Consider the following 24,911-nt stretch of genomic DNA (forward strand, 5'->3'; position numbering starts at 1 on the left):
GGCACGGCATGAGCAAGAATGGCCGTGGATCAAGGCGGGTTTTGTTAAAAAGTACGCCGATAGGCGTTTACAGACCGAATCGGGCGATATGATCTTCGAGCCTATACTTTTGCAGTAATTCGGTTTGCTTGGGACCGATCAGATCAAAGTGTGGGTAAGGCAGGCGATAATGGATATATTCCGGATTAAGTCCGTTGGATACACACCAGTCCTCAAGGCGCTGGGTGTTCGAGCAGCCTACTTTGGTTACGGTATGGAACTCCGGAAACCGCTTGTCATACCAATAATGGGTCAAAAAAGCGATGTCTCCTTGTGCGACCTTCTGCTTCCATTGCTGCAATTCCTGTCTCGAGATGCCGAATGCCATGTTTGTCTCATCCTTATAAGTGTAATCATGCTTCTCATTATATCAGCATATACTTGACTGCACCTACTTGTTTTCCTAGCATGGCGCTGCCAAATACAAGCGTTACTTCTTACCGTTGATCGGATGGATATCGAAGAGGGGGATACGATATGATACTGGAATCAGCGATACTTTATATCAAACCGGGGCTGGCAAGCGAGTTTGAAAGTGTCTTTCGGGAAGTTTCCGGCGTTCTGTTAACGAAAAAGGGATATGTAAGCCATGAGCTTCACAAGTGCGTAGAGAACCGGGATGAATATATATTCCTCGTCCGTTGGAGCGGTATTAAGGATCGCCTGATCGGCTTCCGCGGACATCCGGATTATAAGCTATGGACTGCGTCTCTGAAGCCGTTTTATGCCCAGCCGCCTGAGGTTAGGCATTATATCGATATCCGGATCGATAGTCGCGAGCAGGCTGAGGCGGAGCTGACTAAACTATTGTTCGCTGACAGCGGGACGGATTCGGTTTCCCAGGAAGAACGGACGACAGAATAATCAGATCTTCAAATATCGGGCGTGTCGCAATAAGGGTGCATTCTCGGAAGCTGTCCTTGGACAGCTTCTTGGCGTCGGAAGTGCGGGAGATCCGTAAATATCCTCCTGGTAACGGAAAGAGAAGCCATATTTGAGGCAATCGGTCTTATTTTGTCCCGAATAACAGGAATTATGGGATGTCATGACGAACTTTGTTGTAAAGTTAAACTACATAAGGAGTGGTTACAATTACTATCGATTATCATGGCGTTCGCCGTCTTGCCGAAGACATTCGAGCAAACGTTTCCAAAGTTATGGTAGGTAAAAAGCAGCTGATTGACAGACTGTTTATTGCCATGGTTACTTCAGGTCATGTTCTGCTGGAAGATGTGCCGGGTACAGGTAAGACATTGCTGGCTAAATCCATCTCGAAATCGATTGATTGCACGTTTAAGAGGGTGCAGTTTACGCCGGATTTGCTGCCGTCGGATCTGAGCGGCATTTACTTCTATAATCAACAATCCACGACGTTTGAATTCCGTCCGGGTCCTTTGTTCACGAATATCCTTCTAGCCGATGAAATTAACCGGGCGACACCCCGTACGCAGTCCAGTCTATTGGAGTGCATGGAGGAACGCCAGATCAGCATTGACGGGGTAACCCATCAGTTGGAAGAACCGTTTCTGGTCATCGCGACGCAGAATCCGCTAGAACAGCAAGGAACATTTCCGCTGCCGGAGGCACAGCTGGACCGCTTTCTGTTCAAACTGAATATGGGATATCCTACTTCGGAGGAAAGCGTGAATATTCTGAAGCGATTTAAAGATGATCAACCCTTGGAGTCATTAATGGCAGTTGCAACGTCTGAGCGGATCGTACAAGCCAGACATATCGTCAGCAAAGTACATGTCAGTGACGAGATGTTATCCTATATCGTTGCGCTTTCCGAGCAATCGAGACGGGATGAAGCGGTTGCCTCCGGGGTAAGCCCAAGGGGCTGCCAAGCCTTATTGAAGGCTGTGCAGGTACAAGCAATCCTGAAGGGCAGGGAGTTTGTTACCCCTGATGATGTGAAGGATCTGGCTGTCCCGACATGGGCGCATCGGTTGAAGCTTCGCGGGACGCTCCACAGCCGCGGCGGTGCTGCAGCAGCGGAAGAAGTGATCGAACGGTTGCTGAAGCAGGTTTCCGTACCGACTGAAGAAGGCATATCGTCGTAGGGGGCGAATAGCTATGGGAGCCTACTGGATATTGTTCATCGCCGCTGTGGTCGTCGTCGTGCAGGGCAAGCTTTTCAAACGGATGGCATTGAAAAGGCTGAACTACAGCCGTTCCTTCAAGGTGTCTACCTGCTATGAGGGAGATTCCGTGGAATTGATCGAAATCATTGAGAACCGCAAAGCATTGCCTGTACCCTGGTTAAGGGTAGAATCCCAATTTCGTTCGGGCCTGGCTTTTGATAACCAATTGAACCTGGATATCAGTGAGGGGCAATTCAATCAGAACCACAAGAGCTTCTTCAGTCTTCTGCCATGGACCAAAATCCTTCGCAGACATCGGATTATCGCTAAGCGCAGAGGTCTGTACAAGCTGGGTACGGTATCGATGACGACGGGTGATCTGGTCGGAATGGAGTCGATTGTGGAGAGTAAGACGTTGTCCGGGGGAATTATCGTGTACCCGATGCCGATGGATGTGTCGGACATGGCCCTCCCGGTCCAGACTTGGATGGGCGAAATGCTGGTCCGAAGATGGATCTTGGAGGATCCTTTCCTGATATCGGGCGTACGGGAATATCGCGACGGCGATCCGCTGAAGGATATTCAATGGAAAGCGACCGCACGGACGGGCACGCTGCAGGTCCACAGGCGGGATACCACAGCGGACAGCCGACTCTTGATCTATCTAAATATAGAGGATCATGAGCAGATGTGGAGCAAAGCGACGCGGCCGGAGCCGATCGAGTATGGCATCCGCCTGGCGGCTGGCATTACAGCTCACTTATTGTCGCAGGGCATGGAGATCGGAATGGGGACGAACGGAACGCTTGGCGAGGATTCAACCGATGAAGCATTCGTCCCGGTTGCAGGCGGCATGACGCAGCAGCAGCTGATATTCGAAATGCTGGCGAGACTGGAGCTGACGCGAAAGGCTTCTTTTCATGATTATTTGGTCCATGAACTGTCCCGGCATGAAGAGGCAAGGGATATCCTTATTCTGAGCACTTACGTCAGCCCTAGGCTGGAAGAGATGTTTCAGCGATTTCGGGACCATGGGCACACGATTCAGGTATTTCCTCTCGATGATGTGCCGTCTCCTGCAAAGGAGGTGTCTGCATGACCTCTCGAGGCACTGGATTTATAAAGGCTATCTTGCAGGGATTCGTGGAATGCGTGCTCTATTTTCCGGCACTCTTTATTCCGGCGTTCTATCTGCTGCCTGAATCGTACCGCTGGGTATGGCCTGCCCTAGTATTTGGCGGGTACTTGCTTGGCTATACAGGTGCGCGATGGTTCAAGCTGGATCGTCAATTTAAGGCAACCTTATGGGCTTGCCTGGTTTCCATTACGGTATCCATCGCATTCATAGGCGTTGATTTGACCCTTGCTTATTTCATCCCTCTGATGTTTATTGCCAGTTATCGCGGAAGTCGAATGGAGCAGGTAAGCTGGAATTTGATGTTTCCGGGGACGTATTTCTTAATAGGCTTGATTTTGTACGGGGTCAGCAGTTTTATATTAAGTTTCATGGATTCGTTCCGTGATGGAATATCATCTCTGACCTGGATGGGGGCAGCGGCGTTAGGATTAACCCTGTTGATTGTCAATCGGCAGTTGGTGTTGGATGAAACACTGCCAGGCAATGATCAGCCCGTATTGGAACGGCGTGTTCTGCGCTACAATCGCTGGTTTATCATCGTATTGCTGCTTCTGGTCGCGGTGGTCGCTTTTCTTCCGCAGCTGCAGCAATGGGTCTCTGATATGGCGCGGGGGATCGCTGCATGGATCTCCGGATGGTTCGGCTCCGGAGCGGAGCAGGCCCCGGAGCCGCCTTCGATGTCGGAGCCTCCGCCCGAAATGCCATTCCTCGATGAAGAAACCAAGCCGCCTAGCCCCTGGATGAAAGTACTGGAGCAAGTGCTGATCTATGGCGTGTTCACCGCTATCGGGATTGGGATTTTGTATGTTCTGTTCAGGTTTGGCAAAGTACTGCCTAACATGTACCGAAGATTCTCTGCATGGATGAACAGGATGATGAACAGACAGAACGTTCAGCCCTCACTAGGTTATGAGGATGAAGTGGAGAATATTGAACATGACCCGGCATCCAAACGACTAAAACGGCTGTTGTCCGGTATGCGTATCGGCGGAAAGTTTCGGGCGGGAGAAGGATCAGAGCATCTGAATGAGAAAATTCGCCAAATGTATCGGATGATACTTTCCCGGAGTATCAGGGAAGGCTATCATTGGAAAGCATCGCTAACACCGCGGGAAACCGAAAGCGATCTTAAGGAATGGGACGGAAGGAAGGATCGTATTCCACAATCCTTGATCGAGCTTTACGAGGAAGCCCGATACGGTACCCGTACCATTACGGAAGAAGAAGTTGAACGGTTACAATTGGATAGGAAGCATACATGAGGAGTGGACATCTTGTCGGTACAAAAAGAAAGCAATGCTGTTATTCACTACGGAGATCCCGCGGTCACCGGGGGAATCTCCGTCTTTGATAAGGAATTTGACAAGCTTTTTTATTACGATGGAACGGATCTGGGTTTAACCTACCAACCGCAAGAGTCCGCGTTTCGCCTATGGGCACCGACAGCGAGTGAGGCCTACGTCCTGCTCTATCCGGATTGGCAGGCAGTAGAAGCCCGGCGAATCGCGATGACTCGTGATGTGAAGGGAACTTGGCTGCTGAAAGTAGGAGAAAATCTTCGAGGGATGTTCTACACCTACCAGGTCCTTATCGGGGATCAATGGAACGAAGCTGTTGACCCCTACGCTGCCGCTGTAGGCGTCAATGGGGATCGTGCTTACATCTTGGACATGGCCTCGACTGATCCAGAATACTGGACAGAAGATAAACCTTCATTCCATAGTCCTCTAGACGCCGTGATCTATGAACTGCATGTTCGTGATTACACCATTCATCAAGGCAGCGGAGTGGAGCATAAAGGCAAGTTTAAAGGTCTAGCGGAGACAGGTACCCGTGGTCCCGGAGGGATTCGTACAGGGCTTGATCATATTGTCGAGCTTGGAGCCACGCATGTGGAGCTGCTCCCGATCTATGATTTTGCAACGGAAAGTGTGGATGAAACCAGGCTTCATGAGCCGCAGTACAATTGGGGATACGACCCGAAGAACTACAATGCTCCTGAAGGCTCGTATGCTACGGATCCGTATGTGCCTGAGGTTCGGATTCGTGAACTGAAGCAGTTGATTCAGACATTCCACGATCATGGTCTTCGGGTCATCATGGATGTGGTGTATAACCATGTATATGACGGGTATCTGATCAATTTCACGAAGCTGGTCCCCGGATATTATCTGCGCTATACGAAGGACGGCAAATTCTCCAACGGATCCGGGTGTGGTAACGATACGGCATCCGAGCGTCCGATGATGCGGAAATTCATTGTGGAATCCGTCCTGCATTGGGTGAAGGAGTACCGGATTGACGGTTTTCGCTTTGATCTGATGGGTTTGCTGGATGTGGAGACGATGAATGAAATCCGGGCGCGCCTGGACCAAATTGATCCGAGTATCATCACGATCGGTGAAGGTTGGGTCATGAATACCGAGCTGGATGAGAAGAAGCGAGCGAATCAGCAGCAGGCACCCGTGATGCCGCGCATCGCTCATTTTAACGACGGATTCCGCGATGCGATCAAAGGGGACATCTTCCAGTTTGATTATAGAGGCTTTGTGAGCGGCGGAGATGGATATGAAGACAAGGTGAAGCAAGGCATCGTGGGCGGCATTCCGTATTCCAAAGATATCAAGGCGTTTGCTTCCGAGCCGGATCAGTGCGTAAATTACGTGGAGTGTCATGATAACCATACCTTATGGGACAAAATAATGCTGTCCACGGAAGGGGAAAATGATGCCATACGTCGCGATATGCACCGGCTGTCATCGGCGATGATTCTGACCAGTCAAGGCATCCCTTTTCTGCATGCTGGTCAAGAGTATTATCGCTCCAAGAATGGAGTGGAGAACAGCTATAATGCTAGTGATGAAGTAAATCGGCTGGATTGGGGTATGGCATCGGAGCACCAGGATGGAGTGAAATACATTCAACGGCTCGTTCAGCTCCGCAAGAAACATCCGGCATTCAGATTGAAGGATGCCGCGTCGATCCGTAAACATCTTCAGTTTGAACCATGTCCCGAGCATACTGTTGCTTTCACGCTTCGTGATCATGCAGGCGGTGATCCAGAGAAACATATTTATGTGCTCTATTATGCAGCACGGAAAGAGTCCTCTCTGGCTTTACCTGAGCTGGGCGAATGGAGGATTCTGCTAGGCGAAGAGCATATTAGGCGTCTAACCCGGGATTCCCTTGTCGTAGAAGGGATCGGTGCGGTCATTTTATCCTGTTAATGCGATACCGGAAGCGAATATTACCAAGAAATGAATAATGCCTGATTCTATGATCATCTGATATGCTGATGGTATCAGATGATAGAATCGAGGCGTCCCTTTGAAGAAATATTTCCTGTCACTTTGTTTGCTGCTGTCATTTACATCGTTTTTTGGACTTTTTCAGGCAGCAGCGGCTCAAGCTCCTAGCCCGACCGATTTTCACGATATCTCGGCAAGCTTTGCCAAAGACGCGATCCAGCGTCTGGCCAAGAAAGGTATCGTAAGCGGGGATGGCACAGGAGCTTTTTTGCCGCGAAATCCGGTGACCCGGGCCGAATTCATGGCCATGATTGCCAGAATGCTCAAGATGGAGCCCGTTCAGAATGACTTGCCCGCGTTTCGGGATGTTTCCCAATCAGCATGGTATTATGGCTGGGTTCACGCGGGACTTAATTTGTCCATTGTTGAGGGGAACGGTTACCGGTTCTACCCCAATGCATCCATAATAAGGCAAGAGGCCGCTTTGATGGTGATTCGTGCCATGAAAGAAAATGGATATATGAACGGAAATACAGCCGGCCAATACATGGATTCTGCTTCCATCGCGGAATGGGCTTGGAATGCCGTTGGCAAAGCGACTGATACAGGCTGGCTGCAAGGGAGTAAGGGACAGTTTCGGCCGCAGGACGCGATCACCCGTGAGGAAACGGCTATGCTGCTGGATCGGATCCTGCAGTCGGGAAATGTGCTGTCCCAGATGAACCTCCAGACGCCTGCAAATATTCATATGGGCTGGTTATATAACGGTACAACGAATCAATACATCTCCTATGCCAAACGGGCCGGATTGAATGTTCTGGTACCGCGCTGGTACTACATGGAAGCTAACGGCAAGCTGACGGACCATACCGACAAGGAGCTGTTGAATTGGGTTCATAACAACAGCCGGCAGGTGTGGGCAATGGTGGGGAACCGCGGGAATGCGGAAGGAACTCATCAAGTTTTAAGCAGCGCACAGTCCCGGAAGTCTGTCGTTGACAGTATTACAGCGAATGTCTCCCGGTATCGATTGGATGGGATCAATATTGATTTTGAGAACGTCATGCCACAGGATCGTCAGAATCTGACGGCCTTTATTACGCAATTATCCATAGAGATGAGGCGGCTAGGAGCTAAATTATCCATCGATGTTTCACCTGATCTGAATACGGATTGGACGGCTGCATTCGATTACGCAGCGCTTGGCACTCAGGTGGACTATATGGTGCTCATGAGTTATGACCAGCACTGGGGTGGTTCGCCAATAGCAGGCTCGGTTTCCTCGGTCCCTTGGAGTGAATCCGCGCTGCGCAAGCTGCTGACTCAAGTTCCGGCTAAGAAGAGCATCATCGCGTATCCGCTGTACACGAGGGATTGGAAGACCGCTTCGTCGGTATCCTCGGAGGACATTAGTTTGGCCGAGCAAGGACATCGCATTCGCCTGAACAAGGCTTCATTAACATGGAATGCCAGCGTGGCGCAGTATGAAGTTGCTTATAGCAGCGGTGGCATTCCGCATCGCATATGGACCGAGGAGTCCCGCTCTTTATCCATGAAACATCTCATGGCGGCCAAATACCATATTGCCGGTTATGCCTACTGGTATCCGGGGGCTGAGACGACGGACGTATGGCAGGCCATTCATAATGCAGAACGTTATGCTTATTATTCGTTCCGGATCTAAAACATCAGATATATTGATTTGAAGACCAACCTCGATGAGTGAGGTTGGTCTTTTTCTACTTGTAAAAAGGTCATTCCGTGATACAATAGTTGGAATTTATATAGAATAATTTTCCTGTAGGAGTGATCACATGACCGTTCGTGCGGAGGGACGTCTGAAGCGCCTGGGCATCAGCTTGCCTAAAGCCTGCTCGCCAGCAGCGAAGTATGCCAATTATGTCATTGTTAACGGATTGATGTATGTAAGGTGTTGAATGGCTTCTCGGACTTGATGCTTGAGGTGTTCGGAGACCAAGGGATTCACGCCAGATCCGTATTCGGAGCCGTATCCTTACGGGATCAGCTGCCTGTCATTGTAGATTCAATCTTTCAAGTGGAGGAATAGGCATGGTATTAGTGTTAAGGGAGCTGCAGGTGAAGGAGGATGAGAGCCTTCTGCTCATGGTCCAGGAAATCGGCCAGGGCGGGAATGGCTTTGTTAATGGTCTAAATAGCGGAGGCATGGAAGAGTTCGTCTCTAAGGTCCAACGCAACTATGAAATGGCCAGAGGCATCGATCTTCCGGATGAGTATGTTCCTCAGACGATATATTGGTTATACGATAACGACAAGCCTGTAGGATACGGTAAGCTGAGACACCGACTGAATGAGAATCTGCTAGAGCTAGGGGGACATATCGGGTATGTCATCAGGCCGTCGGAGCGTGGAAAAGGATATGGCAAGCGGCTGCTGGCGGAGTTGGTCAAGAAAGCCTATGACAAAAACATAAGCCGGGTCCTTCTGACCTGTGATGAATCCAACCTGGCTTCCCGTTGCATCATTGAATGGAATCACGGTGAATTAAGTTCCATTACGAACGGGACGTGTAAATACTGGATTGAGACGGCTGCTGGGCACAAGCTAGGTGGAAGCAATGCCAATCAACACGCGCTTGGAGAGAGATAAGTAGAAGTGAGGAGCGCTCCTCAACTTCTACTTATTTCTTCAACCAGTCGAACATCCGGTTGATCGCCGCTGCATGCTGCAGCGGCGGGAAATGATGCCCAAGACCTTCGTACAGATGGGCATCCGGCTGATGTCCCTGCTCTTGAAGCTTGTCCAGCATCCGGTAACTATGTTCCACCAGGACCTGTTCGTCCCGCGTCCCATGGACAATCAGGACAGGACATTGGATTCGGTCCGCATAATGGATCGGAGACCGGAGAAGGTATCGTTCCGGAAACTTGGTTGGCGTACCGCCAATGATGCGTTTCATCATTCTGCGAAGATCGATTCGTTCATCGTAGGTTTGCGCTAGGTCGGAGACGCCGCTCCAGAGGATCAATTTGGATACATGCGATGACAGGGCGGCTGCCACGGCTGCATTGATCGCCCCGCGGGAAAAGCCTAACAGATGAATACGATTGTTATCTATCCATGCAATGCGCGATAGCCATTCAATTGCGGAGATCACGTCCATCGTATCGGCACCGCCGAATTCATCCCTGCCCTCGCTGCCTTCATTCCCGCGATAGGCTGGAGCAAACACCGCATATCCTTGCGCTGCGAATTCTTCGACCCACTTCAACCTTACCGCGCCAACCCGTCCAATGCCGCCGCGGCAATACAGAACCAGTGGCAGCTTAGGCTCAGTTGACCCGAAGGATCCTTCCGGGACAGTGTCCTTATTCAAGGAGCATGCAAGCGTGCCGGTTACCGTTACGCCGGGTATGGCGTCGACCGCTTCGGACATCTCATGGGTGCTTGAACAGGGCAATTTCGGCGGCAAACCTAGATACCCCTTGACATGTAATCCCTCTGAGACGTAGTCAATATGATAGATCATCGATGTCCTACCTCCTATGCTTAAATCATATTGTATCGTAAAAAGGGCTCTATTCTCAGATGTTGGAGTTCAAGTAAGTATAGTATGTTCTTTCCGTTGAAATCAAGAATGGACTGTGAAAAATTACAATTTGCCAAATGGATAAATGTCTGCAAAAATGTCTTCTCGAGAATATGAAATTCTCATTGTCTTGGCGGTCGTGGCGAAGGGGTTAACGCACCGGATTGTGGCTCCGGCATTCGTGGGTTCAAGTCCCATCGATCGCCCTCAAAGTAAAGTATGCATAATGGGAAGGAGAGCCGAGAGGCTCTCTTTTTTTCATGATTATTTCAAACAGATATAGATGCCAGACCGTACATAAGATGATATAATGAAGTGGAAATCGAGGTGAATCATCATGGCAAAAAAGAAACGAACGTCTCCCTTGCCGCGAACCGAAGCTGCCGATAAACCCGCAACGTTAAAGGATATGCTGGACCCTCAAGTTCTGGCGAAGTTGAAGGCAACGACCGAATCCTTGAAAGCCAATGAAGCCGAGCGGCTTGAGCAGGAAAGGCAGGAACGGGAAGCAGTGCGTAAGGCTGAACAGAAGCGGCGCGATAATGATTTTGAATATTTACTGGAACACAGCGAGATGGATTGGAAAAAATATAAGTGACAGGCGGCGGTATGCTGTCTGTTTTTTTGTTACCACGGTCTGTCTTGTGTGAGAGTACGCCGGTTGATGTGTTTCTTGTAACGCAGGAACTTTCAACTTCCTTGGATCGGTTGTATAATAATGGAACCTATACATTGGACATACATGCGGAGGAAGATGAAAGGATATGGAGCATAGGCAGACTTTAAGGATCGGGATTGGCGGAGGTTCGGGCAGCGGCAAGACAACGCTAAGTCTTACGCTCAAGGAGAGGTTAAGCGAGTACAGGGTGACCATCTTCCATATGGATAAATACTATAAGTCCATTAGGCCCTTGGCCAAGGCACCCTTCACGAATCAAATATTTGAGGATTTTAACCATCCGGATGCCGTCGATATCGAGCGTCTGACCGAGGATTATGATCACGCCGTCCATAGTGGCAAATATGATGTAATCGTCATGGAAGGATTTCTCCTGTATCAATTCGAATATCTTCGGAACACCCTTGATTTGAAACTGTTCGTAGACTGCCCTGCAGATGAAAGAATGCTTCGCAGAAACCGCTGGTTTATCGATAAGGGACATAGCGAGGAAAGGGTGCTTCAGGAATATTTGCAGCTTGTGAGATACAGGCACGATGAATATGTTGAGCCTACCCGCTGGCATGCGGATTTGGTGATGAATAGTTCCTTGACGGGAAATCAAGGCGTCGAGGTTGTGACGGCTTGGATTCTAACCAGATTACTGGAGAACAGAAAACTGCTTTGATAACTGGCGTGCCTGTACGCGGTATCCTAAACATCCTTCCAAGACCTCTCCATATTCATGTGAGGTGTTGATGTCATGCTGAAAGCGGGTTACAATAAGTAAGTTAGTATTCATACTCGCTAGGAGGCGAAAAGAATGAAAGTTGAAATATGGTCGGATTTTATGTGTCCGTTCTGTTATATTGGCAAACGCCGTTTCGAATCGGCACTGGAGCAATTCCCTAATAAAGATCAGGTTGAAGTGGTATACCGCAGCTTTGAGCTTGATCCCAATGCATCGTATAAGGCCGGGGTTTCCATGGATGAGATATTGGCATCCAAATACGGCATGAGTATCGAACAGGCCAAGGCTGCAAATGCCAACGTGACCCAGCAAGCGGCAAGCGTCGGGCTTACTTATCACATGGATCGCGTCATCCCGGCCAACTCATTTGATGCTCACCGCCTGGTTCATTTTGCATCCGGGCATGGTAAAATGAAAGAAATGACGGAGCGTTTGTTCCGTGCACACTTTACAGACGGCGAGAATCTTGGTGATAAGAATCGGTTGGCCGATCTGGCGGCTGAAGTCGGCCTGGAGCGGGATCAGGCAGTGGCTGCGCTCGAGAGTGGCGATTTCCAATCGGAAGTAAGGGCAGATGAATCCGCTGCAACAAATTTGGGAATTCGGGGAGTGCCGTTTTTTGTGCTGGGAGGCAAATACGCCGTGTCCGGCGCGCAGCCGCTGGAAGTGTTCACGGACGCTCTAAATAAAGCTTATCGTGAAGCGAATCCGCTAGTGATGATGAATGATTCCGACAGCAGCGACGGCATGTGCGCTGACGGATCATGCGATTTGCCGGGCAGCGCGAAATAAAACATACACAGCAAGTAAGAGCCCGAAGCATCAGTAAACGATCTTCGGGCTCTATTTTTCCAATTACTAATCATAATACATAGGAGGCCATATGCGGCATCTTCCATCTGAGGAACTTATCCATCGAATTCAGGATTCGGAAACGGATTATATGTTGGATCGAATGAAAGCAATCGAAGGTCGGACCGGAAATCCCGAAGGGGTCGAAATGAAACGCTTCGGCCATGCGCTGTGCTTGTACAGCAAGACGATGCCTTGGCTTTCTTTTAACACGGTGAAAGGACTGCGTTCAGAGGATCTGAATAACTTGGACGATATCATCGACTTTTATCAATCGAGGGACCGCAAATTCCAGTTTGAGATCGTACCCGGCCTGGTGAATCAGGAAGTCCTGACTGCGCTTGCCGATCGCGGATTCTATCAATCGGCTTTTCATAATTCCATGTATATGAACCCGCAAGAGCTGAAGGGGGTGCAAGGTAATGGAATTGTGATCAGAACAATAGACAAAGATGAATTTGAGGATTATGCTAAAGTTCATTGCCGTGGAACAGGATTGCCTGATCAAGGAATTCCATCTGTAGCCGCGAATAATCGTGTATTGTATTCACGCCCGGGATGGAGCTTCTATATCGCTTATGTCGAAGATGAGCCGGCTGCAGCAGGCGTCATGTATGTAAATCAATCGACAGCGTCACTAACATTTGCGGCAACACTCCCGGAGCATCGTAGACAGGGCTTGCAGCAGGAGCTGCTTCGCAGGAGAATACAGGATGCGAAGCTTGCAGGATGCGATCTGATTGCCTCCCAATGTGCCTTCTTATCGCAGAGCCATCGTAACATGGAATCGATTGGCATGAAGCTGGGCTATGTTCGGACGACGTGGACCGAGCGCTAGCCTGAAAGTTCAGAGCAGTAAGGCAGGTGGTGGCAGCCATGCAAGAACATATGGATTTTCTTAATTTGGAGTACTTACGACTAGGCTCTGCTAAACAGAAGCAAGCAGCCATGGTTATAGACGAGCTTAGACTATGGGATCATTTGAAACCCTGCAACCCGATATTGGTGGGTACGATCCCTATTGGGATTGACATCGCTTCAAGCGATCTCGATATCATATGCCATGTGACGGATTTTGCCCGTTTTGAGCGAGAGCTCACGGAGCATTATAGTGAACTTGTTTCGAATTTCACATGCTCATCCCGTACGGTCAACAACGTGGATCGAACGGTAGCGCGTTTTCGGTATAAAGGATGGGAATTCGAGATTTTTGCACAGCCATTACCTTCGACGAAGCAGAATGGTTATCGTCATATGATTGTGGAATACAAGCTTTTGAAGCGACTCGGTGAAACCGCAAGACAAGGCATCATCGAGCTGAAGAGGTCGGGCTACAAGACGGAGCCTGCCTTTGCGAAGCTGTTACATATCACAGGCGATCCTTATGAGGAGCTGCTCAAGATGTATCACTGGCCGGAGGATCGACTGGACGCCTATATTAAATCTTATATGGACAAGGAGAATGGATATGAGTGACAAACAGCAGCTGCTGAATGAGTATTCCGCATGGATCGGCAAAGTGAGAGAATTCGCGGAACAGGAAGAGGGATACTGGAGCACCCCAATTGCAGAGGGGAAATGGGCCGTACGTGATGTGGTATGCCATATCATGCGCTGGGATGAGTATTTTTACAAAGAAGCCATTGCCAAAATTTCCACAGGGGATGCATTGACCGTCCGGCATATGGATTATGACACTTTCAATGAACAGTCGAGGCAATATGCCAAGACGTTATCAATAGAAGCGCTGGTGGATCAGACGATAACCGCAAGGGAGAAGCTGATTCGGGCGATCGAAGCCCTGCCTGAAACGTCATATGAGTTGCGGTACTCGGACGGGGATGGGCATCCCTTTGAGGTAGCGCAATTTATGCGGGATTTCATCTGGCACGACAACCACCATCTGGCTCAGTTGAATCAGGTGCTTCAGTCAGCTAGTCGCAATACTTAGCAGAAATGGGTGAAGTCATTGATTGGCTACTTGGACATCATGTCTTACTTTACAGAGAGCAATCTGGAATGGTTATTAGAACAATTTAGAGCATTAGGCCCTTTACCGGGCATCCTTCTGACTTTTCTGAAATCCTTCATTCCACCGATGCCTACAATCGTGATCGTAGGTGTTAATGCGGCGGTGTATGGGCTTTGGGCAGGGTTTCTTTACTCCTGGATCGGTATGGTGGCAGGATGCTTAACGACCTTTCTCATCGTGCGCAAAATATCCGGTACGGCCCTGATCGAACGCTGGGCGAATAAACCTAAAGTTCAGCGTGGTATGCGCTGGATTCAGCGCAACGGATTCAGTTACGTTTTCCTGCTTGGCATACTTCCCGTAGGGCCGTTTGTCGCTGTCAATGTGGCCGCCGGGCTGGCCCGAATGAACCTGATGTCCTATCTGATGGCTGTAACCTTGGGCAAGGGCATTATGGTGTTCTGTGTCTCTTACATCGGTGCCAACCTGTCCGATTTTATTGCTGAACCTTTTAAATTGTTAGGTGTCCTTGCCTTTATCGTGCTGTCCTTGTGGGTCAGTCGGAAGCTGGATTCATACTTTATAAGGAAACAATCGGTACACGATCAACAAGCAGAGCTCGAGTCCCATTGAATAGCATCATTGCTGAGGAAAAAAACGGACGGTATGGTTCTTCATGACCATATCGTCTTTTGGCATATCTCGATCTCGCCTTTTGCTGTATAATGGAAAAATAGTAATGTCAAAACCAGCATGTTTGAAAAGGGAGTAAGTGTTATGACCAAAATGGCCTCATCCATTCTCGAAATGATACGTATGATGATCATTATGATGATCTTTGTAACGGTTCTGGGCAACATTGAACATGAAATACTGAAGGCCTGGATACCTTGGAACGGACTATATTTCCTGTTCCTGTTCGTGGGGAATGTCCTGTGGTTTCTTGTACTCTACCGAAATCGCCTGCAGTTCAGCGGTTGGTATCGTTCAATCGCGACCCAGCACAAGCTGTCTAGAAATACGACGAGGATCGTCATGGCGCTGGGCATGATCCTTATCGGAGCGCCCATCATGATCACGTGGTTCATTGTATAATTGTAGGACGATCGATACTCCGGCGTACAAGGTCTCCTTGGCACTGCCTTTATCCTCGGCAGCCCCGTTTGACCAATCGCCTGGCCGGCCCATTCCCCGGCCTCCCTGCATTTGACCGCCAAACTCGCCGCCGAATCCGTTCTCCATCTGCCCCTGAGGGAAATCCGGCATCTGGCCTTTACCATTAAGGCAGGAGGTCCCGCAGCTGTCGCAATTGTGGTAGGATGAAACTATAATCGGGAAGAGAATGGACGATGTGTCATGATATATTATGTGGTAGCGCTTTGGAGCGCGGCCGCTGTGCTGCTGTTCAATCAACCTCGGAGCGAGGTGAACCGCTGGGCGGCTTTTTTTCTATGGAGCGCAGGGATCGGCGGCTTGACGGATTTGCTTGCCCCTTCCGGTTTTATTCCGGTTCGGTACGAACCGTGGATACAAGTTCTCAACCATACCCTGACACCGTACGGCGTGTTGATATTTTGCATGGTGTATACCCGCAGACCTCAGCATCATAAGAGAAAACGCGATTTCAAGCTAGGCTTGTTTCTGCCAGTTCTCGCGATGCTGGCACAAGTGCTCTTGACGGAAGATTACCGAATTCATTATGGCTGGTTATTCGTGTGGACGGTTCCCTATTATGTGGCCGCATGTGCCTTGCTTATTCGCGCGTTGTCGCAAGAGATGAATCCGCAAAAACGCAAAAGCATGTGGATCACCACCTGGATTATGGTGCCTACCTTGCTCGGTGTGATGCTGCTGATTAATGTGGGAAATCTGATCTCGCCCGGTTATGATTCATTTCGGTACGTGTCCCTGTTCATTCTGTATTCGATGGGCGTTGCCGTCATCTGTACCTTTGTGTACGGCGTCCTGGGCGTACGCCTGAAATTCGAGCGCGATCCGCTGGATCGCACGATGCAAGCTGTCAGCTCGGGGACATCGATGCTGAATCATACCATCAAGAACGAGATCGGGAAGATTGCGATGAGCACGGAAAACGTAAAACGGCTGCTGCCACAGGACAAAGGCGTTGCCATCGAACAGCTTGAAGTGATAGCGAACTCATCGGAGCATCTGCTTGCCATGGTGGGGCGCATGCAGCAGCAGATGAAGGCATTCAAGCTGGTGGAACAGCCTGTCCGCGTGGATCAGCTGCTTGCGAAGCTGCAGCTCCGCGAACAGGATCTGCTGCGCAGGCATGGTGTTGAGTTAATGGTGATCTGCCGCCAGCGGCCGTGGCTGCTCGCGGATACCGTCCATTTGAAGGAAGCGATCAGCAATCTCATTCGCAATAGTGTGGAGGCGATGCCTGATGGAGGAGTGATCACGTTGACGGTAATGGCAGACCGCAAAGGAGCTGCGATTTCCGTTAAGGATAACGGGATTGGCATTCCGAGAGCGCAGCAGGCACTTGTGTTTGAACCTTTTTACAGCACCAAGGGTCATAAGAAGGATAACTTCGGGCTTGGTTTGTCGTATGTGTATAACGTGATGAAGAAAAGCGGAGGTTCCGTAGGTCTGGAGAGCCGTGAATCGGTGGGTACGGAGATTACGTTATATTTTCCACGTAGTAAAATTATTCGTTTATCCGGGAGGGAAGAAGCTTGAATCGCATACAAATCTTCTTGGTAGAGGATGACCCGGATTGGATTAAATCGATGACCGTTTTTCTAAATGCGCAGGAAGATATGATCGTTGTCGGGACAGCCGAGTCGCCTGAACAAGCAATTGCGATGGCGCAAATCCTCTCCTTTGACATCGTACTTATGGATATTCAGCTGACTGCAGGTCGACTTGACGGGATATACACGGCCGCCGAAATTCTTGAGCGTAAACCGCAGGCCAAGGTCATCATGTTGACCTCGCTGGGTGACGAGTTGGTAATCACGCAATCCTATACGGCTGGAGCTGTCAATTATATTGAGAAGTCGAAGTTTAAAGAGCTCCCGGCAGCGATCCGAAGCGCGGTGCTTCATCCAGGGTCGATGGAGGTGCTGCTCAAGGAATTTGCCCGCCTCAAGCGCGAAGAGCAGTTGCGCGGCTTAACGCCTGCGGAGCGTGAGGTGTTTGATCTGTTGGATGAAGGGTACACCCATTCCCAGATGGAGAAGAAGCTGTTCAAAACCGAGAGCACGCTCAAGAACCAGATCAATAAAATGTTGAAAAAGCTCGGAGTAAGAAGCAGCAAGGAAGCCGTGGAGAAGGTCCGCCGCAAAGGGATTGTGAGAGAGAACGACAACTAGCTTTAGTGCAGATTATGACTGGATCATATAGAAGGATTGGAAGAGGTACTACGAAACGTAGTACCTCTTCTTGGCATGTTCTACAAAAGTGAGGTCTAACGGCGAGTCCCCGGCGGCTGTAAAATAACTTGTAAATAGAGAGGTGTCCAGCTTAAGAAGCTAAAGGACATCCCAAGGGGAGCTGAGCGTATGAAGAGAAATCCGATCTATGTTGAACTCGATATCAAGACAGATATGGATAAGCTGTGGACGTTGACGCAAAGGCCTGAGCTGCATCAACAGTGGGATCTGCGATTTTCCGAGATTCATTATTTACCGGAGGCTGATTCAGACATCCAGCGGTTCTTATATAAAACCCGCATTGGGTTCGGACTGGAAGTTACAGGGGCGGGAGCCACGAAAACGGCTGTCCACCCGAAGACGGGGAATCGGATCTCGGTGCTGCGCTTTGGCTCGGATCAACGCAGCTCGCTGATTCGGGAGGGAAGCGGCTATTGGAAGTATGCGGACAAGGGAAGCGGGGGCATAAGCTTTTCTACCCATTACGATTACAAAACGCGGTTCGGCATGGCGGGCGCCTGGTTTGACCGCTTGCTGTTCCGGCCTATATTCGGCGCGGCGACGGCATGGAGTTTTGATGTGCTGCGTTTATGGGCAGAGAAGGATATTCCGCCTTCGGCAACGATCCAAAAGGTACTCATCCATGCCTTGAGCGTACTTATGCTGGTCATTCTATGGTGTTATGAGGGGTTGGTACCGAAGCTGTTGTTTCCGGAAGCCGGGGAGCTTGATTTATTGAGGCAGTCGGGCTTGGCAGGAGGCCAGGAGGGCTTGGTGCTGATATTGCTCGGCATCACCGAGATCGGAGTCGGATTATTGACGTTGCTCTTTCATAAGAGTCGGTTGTGGTACAGGCTGCAAATTCTCTTGCTGGCGATCTTGATGCTTGGAGCATGGATAACAGACCCTCAATTAATGAAAGCCCCGTTCAATCCGTTAACGCTTAGCGTATCCATGATGGGATTATGCTTCATGGCTTTGCTGTCTTCTGAAGATTTACCGAGTGCCTACCGCCCGGCACGAAGACCCGTCCCCGGGCATAACTCCCGCAAAGGAGGGGAGATGCATGACATCGATCTATGAACAAGCGCTAGGCTTGCAATTTCAAAAGCTCCATCCCAAAATTCGGGAGCGGTTCGGGTTTGACAGCAAGGATCACATCGCTTCGATTGGCGAAGGCATCATGGAAGAGATCTGGTACGCGCCTTGGGCCGCGCTGCCTCTGTATATAGGCACGAAGCGGCATATTATGTTTCCGAATCGAGGAAAAGGGATTCCGTTTCGGATTGAGAACTATGCGTATCGTGACGAATGGGGAAGAGAAACAGTGACGTGGTGTCGCCGCTTTGATTTTCCGGGTATTCAGCGGCGGTTTGATGCCACGATGATCTATAGTGCGCAGCGCAGCCGTGTCGTGGATTATTTAGGGAATAAACAGCACTTGGCGGTCGATCTCCGGATAGCCGCGGGGACTAACGGCGGAATTCGCATTCAATCGGGGGAGCAGAGGTTTTATGAGGGGCTTTTGCAGTTTCGAGTTCCCCGGTGGTTCACCGGAACAGCCGATGTAAACGAATGGTATGATGACGGGAGTCAACAATACCGGATATCCGTTGAGGTGGACAATCCGATATGGGGGCCTGTGTTCCGGTACAAGGGAAGCTTTCAGGCCCGGACCATGGCTGTAGCTGATGGAGCTGTTCCGCTCCATGTGAAACCTCTGCGGGTTGAGGTTAGAGAGTAGCGGTGGTATCGGAGGAGGAGAGGCTGCTGCTCTTGCGCTCACGGAACATTCGGTAGTATAGAAACGAAGATACGACATATAGCGTTCCGGTAATACAAAATGTGATCGCATATCCCCAATAGCTGCCGTAAGTGGTGACGAGTTTAGATTGTACGGGTCCCATGGTAGCCCAGCCCAGCATGAAGGCTGTTTGCGTGACTGAATTGGCGATTCCTCTTCGGTGATCCGGTACGCGGTCGATCAGAATAGAGGACTGTATCGGATTGGCGGCATTCATCAGAGCTTGGCGGAACAGGAAGCCGACCGATGCAATGAGGAGTACGTTCGTGAACCCGGTTAACAGCAGGAAGGGCAAGGATAGGACTTGAAAGAGCACCACGGCCCTAACGGCTCCCACCCGATTCACCAGTGTAGGTCCAATCAGCATCGATACGATTGTCATGACTTGTCCGAGTGATATCAGAATTCCGACAGCTGATAACGATACCGAGAAGCGGTTGGTAAAATATAAATTCAAATAAGGCACGACAAGCCCTGATCCCAGGCCGATTAACAATTGGGCAAGCGCGAACTGACCGATGACTTTGTAATCCCCCAAACCGGAGGTGTTAACAGCTACTCCTGCCTGAGCTGGTTGATGATCCGTAAGCGGTGCATCCAGTGCCTGTATCTCCTCGGCCTTCTGGTCGGTTGTGAACAAGAGCGGGATAAACGCCGCAAAGGTTGCCAGGCCACCTATGAACAGCGCGGTTTTCAAGCTGCCGACCTTGTTCATACCAACGGCCTGCAGGGCATCCGCCAAGAATCCGCCTCCCATGCTTCCGAGCACTTGAGAAGCAAGAACAAGCGAGGCATGGATGCTAAAGATCCGCATGCGAGCCGCTTTCGCCGTGTTTTCCGCTAAAAAGGGGATAGCCAGCACCTGAAAAAAGGAAGCGAACAAACCGGTATATATCGCAAGACCAAGCAAGCTGAACTCGCTTTCCAGAAAAGAGCGCGCGATCAGTCCCGCACCGCTTAACAATGCCCCCAAGACGAGGATTCGCTTGCGGCTGCCACGGTCTCCGATCAGGCCAATCGGAATGAACATCAGTGCCGTTGCCAGGGATTGAATACTGACCACTGTTCCATTCATGGAGTCATTATATCCAAGGCCTTGTATGTACAAATTGTAGAGCACGCTAAACATGCCGGTACCGATCTGATACAGCACGTTAGCTAGAAAAAACAGCTTGATGTTACGCGGCCAAGAATGCATTTCTTTTGCCGACTGTTGAATGAAACCCATGATGATACCTCCTAAATTTTACAGCAACCTCTATTCTAGCAGGTTCAACATAAGGGAGGAAGAAATTTTATATCGGGATGGAGCATGATTGACATGTCATAGACAAAAATATAAAATGTCTATATAAATAACTAATTGAAAAGTGGTGTTTGCATTGGATCCGAACGAGCGTTTCTGGAATGCTTCTATAGATGAACTTAAACAAGGCTATATTGACGAAGGCTCTGTATGGGTATGCCTCCTGTGCGGCAAGATGATTGAGAAAGGGATCATCTACCCGGACCAAGATGTGTTATATGAGTCAGAACGATACATGACTGTTCATATCCGCCGGGAGCATGGCTCCGTGTTTCAGTATCTGTCGGGCCTCGATAAGAAGCTGACTGGACTGACCGAGCATCAGAATCGATTGCTGCAGCTCTTCTATCAGGGTATGAACGATAAAGAGGTCCAACAGGAGCTCGGCATAGGGAGTGCTTCGACGATTCGCAATCACCGGTTTGCCCTGAAGGAGAAGGAAAGACAGTCCAAGGTGCTGCTGACTTTAATGGAGCTGCTGAAGGGAAAGGATGACCATGCACCGGCATTCGTGGAAATTCCCAAGCAGGCCAAAATGGTGGATGAGCGCTACAATGTCACCGAAGAAGAGAGGCAAGCGATCCTGGCCAAGGTGTTTCCCGAAGGGACCGATGGCCCGCTGAAGTCATTTAAGCTCAAAGAGAAACAGAAGTACGTCGTTTTACGAGAAATCGCTGCCCGTTTTAAACCGGATGTCTCGTATTCCGAACAGGAAATCAACGATACGATCGGAAGAGACAATCCCGATTATGTGACCATTCGCCGATATTTAATCGAATATGGTTTTTTGAATCGCAAGGATGATGGAAGCCAGTACTGGTTAACGACATAAACGCTAAGATTAGGAGGTTTTGACGCCATGAATCGCAGACAGGAACTAAATCAAATGTATAAGGAAATCAAGATTGAAGCAGGTGTGTATCAAATTCGAAACACAAAGAACGGCAAGGTATTTGTTGCCGGAACGAATAACTTGAAGACCATGAACGGCAAACGATTCGAGCTGCAGATGGGAACAAGCTACAATAAGACACTTCAGCGGGAATGGAATGAGTATGGTGAGGATGCTTTTGCCTTCGATATTCTGGAGACGATTGAGCCGAAGCAAGATCCGTTCTATGATCTGAAGGACGCTGTCAGCAAACGGGAGGCATATTGGATTGAACAGTTGGAACCTTTTGGAGAAAAGGGGTATAACGCAGAGCGAAAATAAGGCTTTTGTGTGGCGAACCTATGTGTAGGATATGAATTCACATTTCTTTCGTTTGCAATGCGCTGTAAGGGTAAGATATGATGAATTTAGAGGCTTAAATCGCTTCCTTTCTACTTCTTACTACACGAAAGCGAGACGTGAACACGATAATGAGATCCATAGCTTGGGTAACCGACAGCACGAGTACAATCGATCCTGAATTCGCCAAGGAAAATCATATTTATATTGTACCTTTGAGGTTGATACTTGGACAGGAGGCGTACAAGGAAGGAATTGACATCTCGGCAGAGACCTTTTATGAAAGAATGAAAGATGAACCGAAAGTCAGCAGCTCACAGCCTCCAATCGGTGAATTCATCGAATTATATGAATCCCTGAAAGTGAAGTATGATGATATTATCGCCATTCACTGTTCATCCGAGCTCAGCGGAACATTGAATTCATCTATGCAGGCAGCAGAGATTGCCGAGGTACCCGTGGTTGGCATCGATTCTCAAGCGGGAGCGTTTCCGGTACGTGAAATGATCATGTCCGGGATTCACTGGCACAGCCAAGGGGATACCGTGCAGATCATAAAAGATAAAATCCAGTCCATGGTGCAAAACATGTCGTTCTACCTTATTCCGGCAAGCCTGCACCGGCTTCACAGCAGCGGCCGGGTATCCGGTACCCAGCTTCTTCTCAGCAACCTGCTCCGCATTCATCTGCTGCTGCGTTTTGATGAAGGCAAGGTCATTGTGGAAGAGAAGATCCGGACGTTCAAGAAGGCCAAGCAGAGAATGCTGGAACTTATGAAACTGGATTTACAGAAAATTAAAAAGGTCTGCATCATGCACGCAAACAACGTAGAAGTTGCCGAAGAAATCCAGAAGGAAATCAGCGGGGCCCATCCGGCGTTGAAAACCGAAATCATGACCTTTATTCCCGTTGCGGGCATCCATGCCGGCGAAGGCACCATTGCGATGTCGTGGATTAAATATCATCCAGCTTATTCCTAGTTATAGTACAGATCCTGCCTGCAGATACTATCTGCAGGCTTTTGCTTGTTTTTCGATTCTATACGACCTGTGATGGTTGTATATGTAGTAGGAGATGATTCCAAGGAAAGGAATGACGTTCACATGAAGGTGATTATCACGCAAGCTGAGGCGATGCAAAAGAATATTTGGGATGATATCATGCTGATGTTCGGAAGAACGGATGAGGATGAAGTATGGGACACGGAGCAGTTTATATTAACCGAGGAGCAAGCCCGTAAGCTTGGACTGCTTAAATAGGCGAAGAAGGGCCGTTGTCGATGCGGCTCTTTCTTCTTTCTTAGGCGGGCAGTTTAGGCTTGGTTTGGGCTGTAAGGAAATCATGTTATGATGGAAGGACTCTGTGGAACAGAGGACGAATATAATAGTGTGAATTTGAAGGAAGGTGACAAGTTGAAGCGTAGGACAAAATGGATGTGCTTAACGATGCTGGTTGTCATCTTGCTATTAGCTGTGGCAGGTTGCCGGGGCGGAGCCGAATCCGGTAGCCCTGGGGACAACGAACCAGGAGCTTCGCCTTCGGAGCAAGTGCAGGAGCCGCAGACTCCTTCTCCAGATGATGAAGACGGGACACCGCCTCCATCAAGCAGCACGGACAACGAAGGCGAGGACGGGGATTTGCCTGAGAACGAGCCTGAAGATGCGGTAGCTGAGCTTCTGAATAGCATGACCGTCAAGGAGAAGATCGGCCAGCTGGTGCTGGTTGGAATCGAAGGGACTGCCTTGGATGATACCTCGCGCAGATTGCTGGAGGATTACCATGTAGGCGGATTTATCCTTTTTAAGGATAATATCGAGAGCGTACAGCAGTCAGTAGACCTATTGAATGAGCTGAAGAAGGCAAATGCTGTGAATCCTGTGCCTCTATGGCTGAGTATTGATGAGGAGGGTGGACGGGTTACCCGTTTTCCCGATGAGTATGTTAAGCTGCCGTCAAGCGGCAAAGTCGGAAGCAAGGGGGATCTTGCGCTGACGAAGCGTGTTGGCGGTCTTATCGCGCAGAAGGTAGCGGGACTCGGGCTCAATATGGTATTCGCCCCGGTGCTGGACATTAATAGCAACCCGAACAATCCGGTCATCGGTGATCGAGCCTTTGGCACCACAGCAGAAACAGTAAGCGCGCAGGGGATTGCCTCCATGAAGGGGATACAGAAGGATGGTGTCGTTCCTGTCGTGAAGCATTTTCCCGGGCATGGCGATACTTCGGTCGATTCCCATCTCGGTCTGCCTGTTGTTGACCATGATCTAAAGCGTCTGCATGAAGTGGAGCTTGTACCGTTTCAACAAGCGATTGATGAAGGGGCCGATGTGGTCATGGTTGCGCATCTGCTGATGAAGGGCATTGATCCGGATACGCCATCCTCCTATTCGAAACCCGTCATTAACGATTTGTTAAGGGAAGAAATGGGGTTTAAGGGTGTCGTTATAACGGATGATATGACCATGGGGGCTATTTCCGGCAGCACGGACGTAGGAGAGGCTTCCGTGAAGTCCGTCGTCGCAGGGAGCAACATGATTCTGATCGGACATGAATATGCATTGGAAGAAGCGGTCATTCAGGCATTGACCAAGGCTGTTGATAGCGGCGTGATCCCAGGGGAGATGCTGAACGACCGGGTAAGGGCAACGCTTGAATTAAAGCACAAATATCTGCTGAGCGATGAGCCCGTGAAGACTCCCGATGTGAAATCGTTGAATCAGCAAACGAAAGCTGTACTAGATCAGCTCAAATAAACGTAGCATATGTAGTGTAAGAGGATGGTCTTGTACTTGTACGAGGAGGTAATGTCTAGTTCCCCAAGACAAAGACGGACTTGGAGCATATAAAAACCCGATCTCAGGC

At 49.5% G+C, this 24,911-nt stretch carries 29 protein-coding genes and 1 tRNA gene; 26 read left to right on the forward strand and 4 right to left on the reverse strand.

The features are described 5' to 3' along the window. Positions 1-67: 67 nt before the first annotated feature. The gene (locus J7E85_RS00420; protein WP_215153906.1) at positions 68-367 is read right to left on the reverse strand and encodes a hypothetical protein; all 300 of its coding nucleotides are present in this window, start codon (positions 365-367) and stop codon (positions 68-70) included. A 149-nt stretch (positions 368-516) separates the two neighbouring features. Here J7E85_RS00420 and J7E85_RS00425 point away from each other — a divergent pair, with 149 nt between their 5' ends. The 9 genes from J7E85_RS00425 (at position 517) to J7E85_RS00460 (ending at position 9,137) form a co-directional block, all read left to right on the forward strand. Continuing rightward, on the forward strand, positions 517-903 hold the full coding sequence (locus J7E85_RS00425) for an antibiotic biosynthesis monooxygenase family protein (RefSeq protein WP_215153907.1): 387 nt from the start codon (positions 517-519) through the stop codon (positions 901-903). 218 nt (positions 904-1,121) lie between these two features. Then, positions 1,122-2,102, forward strand: coding sequence for an AAA family ATPase (locus tag J7E85_RS00430; protein ID WP_215153908.1), 981 nt, complete (start codon positions 1,122-1,124; stop codon positions 2,100-2,102). Between the two features lie 13 nt (positions 2,103-2,115). After that, positions 2,116-3,222 carry a DUF58 domain-containing protein gene (locus tag J7E85_RS00435; protein WP_215153910.1) on the forward strand — a complete coding sequence of 369 codons (1,107 nt, stop codon included), beginning with the start codon at positions 2,116-2,118 and terminating at the stop codon, positions 3,220-3,222. Beyond that, on the forward strand, positions 3,219-4,523 hold the full coding sequence (locus tag J7E85_RS00440; protein ID WP_215153912.1) for a DUF4129 domain-containing protein: 1,305 nt from the start codon (positions 3,219-3,221) through the stop codon (positions 4,521-4,523). The genes J7E85_RS00435 and J7E85_RS00440 overlap by 4 nt, the downstream gene beginning before the upstream one ends. 12 nt (positions 4,524-4,535) lie before the next feature. Next, positions 4,536-6,488 carry a type I pullulanase gene (gene pulA / locus J7E85_RS00445; protein ID WP_215153914.1) on the forward strand — a complete coding sequence of 651 codons (1,953 nt, stop codon included), beginning with the start codon at positions 4,536-4,538 and terminating at the stop codon, positions 6,486-6,488. Between the two features lie 100 nt (positions 6,489-6,588). After that, positions 6,589-8,193 (forward strand): S-layer homology domain-containing protein, encoded by a 1,605-nt coding sequence (locus J7E85_RS00450; protein WP_215153916.1) that lies wholly within the window; start codon positions 6,589-6,591, stop codon positions 8,191-8,193. Positions 8,194-8,323: 130 nt separating this feature from the next. After that, on the forward strand, positions 8,324-8,446 hold the full coding sequence (locus J7E85_RS35050) for a hypothetical protein (RefSeq protein ID WP_483311291.1): 123 nt from the start codon (positions 8,324-8,326) through the stop codon (positions 8,444-8,446). Then, positions 8,443-8,577 carry a hypothetical protein gene (locus J7E85_RS35055; protein ID WP_483311292.1) on the forward strand — a complete coding sequence of 45 codons (135 nt, stop codon included), beginning with the start codon at positions 8,443-8,445 and terminating at the stop codon, positions 8,575-8,577. Before J7E85_RS35050 ends, J7E85_RS35055 begins: the two co-directional genes overlap by 4 nt. Positions 8,578-8,579: 2 nt before the next feature. After that, the gene (locus tag J7E85_RS00460) at positions 8,580-9,137 is read left to right on the forward strand and encodes a GNAT family N-acetyltransferase (protein WP_215153918.1); all 558 of its coding nucleotides are present in this window, start codon (positions 8,580-8,582) and stop codon (positions 9,135-9,137) included. Between the two features lie 31 nt (positions 9,138-9,168). Here the strand turns inward: J7E85_RS00460 and J7E85_RS00465 are convergent, their stop codons facing one another. Beyond that, complete coding sequence (locus J7E85_RS00465) at positions 9,169-10,017, reverse strand: alpha/beta hydrolase family protein (protein WP_215153920.1); 849 nt, start codon at positions 10,015-10,017, stop codon at positions 9,169-9,171. A 193-nt stretch (positions 10,018-10,210) separates the two neighbouring features. Between J7E85_RS00465 and J7E85_RS00470 the strand changes: the two genes are divergently transcribed. The 8 genes from J7E85_RS00470 (at position 10,211) to J7E85_RS00505 (ending at position 14,943) form a co-directional block, all read left to right on the forward strand. Further along, a tRNA-His gene (locus J7E85_RS00470) sits at positions 10,211-10,283 on the forward strand. A 131-nt stretch (positions 10,284-10,414) separates the two neighbouring features. Beyond that, positions 10,415-10,675, forward strand: coding sequence for a YqkE family protein (locus tag J7E85_RS00475; protein WP_076322198.1), 261 nt, complete (start codon positions 10,415-10,417; stop codon positions 10,673-10,675). Positions 10,676-10,841: 166 nt separating this feature from the next. After that, positions 10,842-11,423, forward strand: a complete 582-nt coding sequence (locus tag J7E85_RS00480; protein WP_215153921.1) for a uridine kinase family protein — start codon at positions 10,842-10,844, stop codon at positions 11,421-11,423. Between the two features lie 135 nt (positions 11,424-11,558). After that, positions 11,559-12,278 carry a DsbA family oxidoreductase gene (locus tag J7E85_RS00485; protein ID WP_215153922.1) on the forward strand — a complete coding sequence of 240 codons (720 nt, stop codon included), beginning with the start codon at positions 11,559-11,561 and terminating at the stop codon, positions 12,276-12,278. A 91-nt stretch (positions 12,279-12,369) separates the two neighbouring features. Then, complete coding sequence (locus tag J7E85_RS00490; RefSeq protein WP_215153923.1) at positions 12,370-13,176, forward strand: GNAT family N-acetyltransferase; 807 nt, start codon at positions 12,370-12,372, stop codon at positions 13,174-13,176. A gap of 38 nt (positions 13,177-13,214) precedes the next feature. Beyond that, positions 13,215-13,814 carry a DUF4269 domain-containing protein gene (locus tag J7E85_RS00495; RefSeq protein WP_215153924.1) on the forward strand — a complete coding sequence of 200 codons (600 nt, stop codon included), beginning with the start codon at positions 13,215-13,217 and terminating at the stop codon, positions 13,812-13,814. Beyond that, positions 13,807-14,289 carry a DinB family protein gene (locus tag J7E85_RS00500; RefSeq protein WP_215153925.1) on the forward strand — a complete coding sequence of 161 codons (483 nt, stop codon included), beginning with the start codon at positions 13,807-13,809 and terminating at the stop codon, positions 14,287-14,289. The genes J7E85_RS00495 and J7E85_RS00500 overlap by 8 nt, the downstream gene beginning before the upstream one ends. 9 nt (positions 14,290-14,298) lie before the next feature. After that, positions 14,299-14,943: a TVP38/TMEM64 family protein gene (locus tag J7E85_RS00505; protein ID WP_353049442.1), complete on the forward strand. Its 645-nt coding sequence runs from the start codon at positions 14,299-14,301 to the stop codon at positions 14,941-14,943. Between the two features lie 354 nt (positions 14,944-15,297). Here the strand turns inward: J7E85_RS00505 and J7E85_RS33760 are convergent, their stop codons facing one another. Next, positions 15,298-15,552: a hypothetical protein gene (locus tag J7E85_RS33760; protein WP_251035349.1), complete on the reverse strand. Its 255-nt coding sequence runs from the start codon at positions 15,550-15,552 to the stop codon at positions 15,298-15,300. A gap of 114 nt (positions 15,553-15,666) precedes the next feature. Between J7E85_RS33760 and J7E85_RS00515 the strand changes: the two genes are divergently transcribed. The 4 genes from J7E85_RS00515 to J7E85_RS00530 all read left to right on the forward strand — a co-directional run bounded on the left by J7E85_RS00515 (position 15,667) and on the right by J7E85_RS00530 (position 19,452). Further along, a complete protein-coding gene (locus J7E85_RS00515) occupies positions 15,667-17,013 on the forward strand; it encodes a sensor histidine kinase (RefSeq protein WP_215153926.1) in 1,347 nt (448 codons plus the stop codon). Then, positions 17,010-17,648 (forward strand): response regulator, encoded by a 639-nt coding sequence (locus J7E85_RS00520; protein WP_215153928.1) that lies wholly within the window; start codon positions 17,010-17,012, stop codon positions 17,646-17,648. The genes J7E85_RS00515 and J7E85_RS00520 overlap by 4 nt, the downstream gene beginning before the upstream one ends. A 189-nt stretch (positions 17,649-17,837) precedes the next feature. Continuing rightward, positions 17,838-18,791 (forward strand): DoxX-like family protein, encoded by a 954-nt coding sequence (locus J7E85_RS00525; protein ID WP_215153931.1) that lies wholly within the window; start codon positions 17,838-17,840, stop codon positions 18,789-18,791. Continuing rightward, positions 18,775-19,452, forward strand: coding sequence for a DUF4166 domain-containing protein (locus J7E85_RS00530; protein ID WP_215153932.1), 678 nt, complete (start codon positions 18,775-18,777; stop codon positions 19,450-19,452). The genes J7E85_RS00525 and J7E85_RS00530 overlap by 17 nt, the downstream gene beginning before the upstream one ends. Here the strand turns inward: J7E85_RS00530 and J7E85_RS00535 are convergent. Continuing rightward, entirely contained in the window at positions 19,442-20,740 is a 1,299-nt protein-coding gene (locus J7E85_RS00535; RefSeq protein ID WP_215153934.1) for an MFS transporter, read from the reverse strand. The genes J7E85_RS00530 and J7E85_RS00535 overlap by 11 nt on opposite strands. A 154-nt stretch (positions 20,741-20,894) precedes the next feature. Here J7E85_RS00535 and J7E85_RS00540 point away from each other — a divergent pair, with 154 nt between their 5' ends. The 5 genes from J7E85_RS00540 to nagZ all read left to right on the forward strand — a co-directional run bounded on the left by J7E85_RS00540 (position 20,895) and on the right by nagZ (position 24,802). Next, entirely contained in the window at positions 20,895-21,650 is a 756-nt protein-coding gene (locus J7E85_RS00540) for a DUF2087 domain-containing protein (protein WP_215154584.1), read from the forward strand. Between the two features lie 27 nt (positions 21,651-21,677). Then, a complete protein-coding gene (locus J7E85_RS00545) occupies positions 21,678-22,031 on the forward strand; it encodes a GIY-YIG nuclease family protein (RefSeq protein WP_215153941.1) in 354 nt (117 codons plus the stop codon). A gap of 149 nt (positions 22,032-22,180) precedes the next feature. After that, positions 22,181-23,029, forward strand: a complete 849-nt coding sequence (locus tag J7E85_RS00550; protein WP_215153943.1) for a DegV family protein — start codon at positions 22,181-22,183, stop codon at positions 23,027-23,029. Between the two features lie 123 nt (positions 23,030-23,152). Further along, the gene (locus J7E85_RS00555; RefSeq protein ID WP_165593394.1) at positions 23,153-23,308 is read left to right on the forward strand and encodes a hypothetical protein; all 156 of its coding nucleotides are present in this window, start codon (positions 23,153-23,155) and stop codon (positions 23,306-23,308) included. Between the two features lie 174 nt (positions 23,309-23,482). Beyond that, positions 23,483-24,802, forward strand: coding sequence for a beta-N-acetylhexosaminidase (gene nagZ, locus J7E85_RS00560; protein WP_215154586.1), 1,320 nt, complete (start codon positions 23,483-23,485; stop codon positions 24,800-24,802). The last annotated feature ends 109 nt before the right edge of the window (positions 24,803-24,911 follow it).

The organism is Paenibacillus sp. ISL-20, from assembly GCF_018613005.1.
In the GTDB taxonomy this organism is placed as follows: domain Bacteria; phylum Bacillota; class Bacilli; order Paenibacillales; family Paenibacillaceae; genus Paenibacillus_AQ.

Coding starts and splice junctions, on each gene's coding strand:
- J7E85_RS00420 (WP_215153906.1), bottom strand. CDS start 367: ATGGCATTCGGCATCTCGAGACAGGAATTGCAGCAATGGAAGCAGAAG.
- J7E85_RS00425 (WP_215153907.1), top strand. CDS start 517: ATGATACTGGAATCAGCGATACTTTATATCAAACCGGGGCTGGCAAGC.
- J7E85_RS00435 (WP_215153910.1), top strand. CDS start 2,116: ATGGGAGCCTACTGGATATTGTTCATCGCCGCTGTGGTCGTCGTCGTG.
- J7E85_RS00440 (WP_215153912.1), top strand. CDS start 3,219: ATGACCTCTCGAGGCACTGGATTTATAAAGGCTATCTTGCAGGGATTC.
- J7E85_RS35050 (WP_483311291.1), top strand. CDS start 8,324: ATGACCGTTCGTGCGGAGGGACGTCTGAAGCGCCTGGGCATCAGCTTG.
- J7E85_RS00460 (WP_215153918.1), top strand. CDS start 8,580: ATGGTATTAGTGTTAAGGGAGCTGCAGGTGAAGGAGGATGAGAGCCTT.
- J7E85_RS00465 (WP_215153920.1), bottom strand. CDS start 10,017: ATGATCTATCATATTGACTACGTCTCAGAGGGATTACATGTCAAGGGG.
- J7E85_RS00475 (WP_076322198.1), top strand. CDS start 10,415: ATGGCAAAAAAGAAACGAACGTCTCCCTTGCCGCGAACCGAAGCTGCC.
- J7E85_RS00480 (WP_215153921.1), top strand. CDS start 10,842: ATGGAGCATAGGCAGACTTTAAGGATCGGGATTGGCGGAGGTTCGGGC.
- J7E85_RS00485 (WP_215153922.1), top strand. CDS start 11,559: ATGAAAGTTGAAATATGGTCGGATTTTATGTGTCCGTTCTGTTATATT.
- J7E85_RS00490 (WP_215153923.1), top strand. CDS start 12,370: ATGCGGCATCTTCCATCTGAGGAACTTATCCATCGAATTCAGGATTCG.
- J7E85_RS00495 (WP_215153924.1), top strand. CDS start 13,215: ATGCAAGAACATATGGATTTTCTTAATTTGGAGTACTTACGACTAGGC.
- J7E85_RS00500 (WP_215153925.1), top strand. CDS start 13,807: ATGAGTGACAAACAGCAGCTGCTGAATGAGTATTCCGCATGGATCGGC.
- J7E85_RS33760 (WP_251035349.1), bottom strand. CDS start 15,552: ATGGAGAACGGATTCGGCGGCGAGTTTGGCGGTCAAATGCAGGGAGGC.
- J7E85_RS00515 (WP_215153926.1), top strand. CDS start 15,667: ATGATATATTATGTGGTAGCGCTTTGGAGCGCGGCCGCTGTGCTGCTG.
- J7E85_RS00525 (WP_215153931.1), top strand. CDS start 17,838: ATGAAGAGAAATCCGATCTATGTTGAACTCGATATCAAGACAGATATG.
- J7E85_RS00530 (WP_215153932.1), top strand. CDS start 18,775: ATGACATCGATCTATGAACAAGCGCTAGGCTTGCAATTTCAAAAGCTC.
- J7E85_RS00535 (WP_215153934.1), bottom strand. CDS start 20,740: ATGGGTTTCATTCAACAGTCGGCAAAAGAAATGCATTCTTGGCCGCGT.
- J7E85_RS00545 (WP_215153941.1), top strand. CDS start 21,678: ATGAATCGCAGACAGGAACTAAATCAAATGTATAAGGAAATCAAGATT.
- J7E85_RS00550 (WP_215153943.1), top strand. CDS start 22,181: ATGAGATCCATAGCTTGGGTAACCGACAGCACGAGTACAATCGATCCT.
- J7E85_RS00555 (WP_165593394.1), top strand. CDS start 23,153: ATGAAGGTGATTATCACGCAAGCTGAGGCGATGCAAAAGAATATTTGG.
- nagZ (WP_215154586.1), top strand. CDS start 23,483: ATGTGCTTAACGATGCTGGTTGTCATCTTGCTATTAGCTGTGGCAGGT.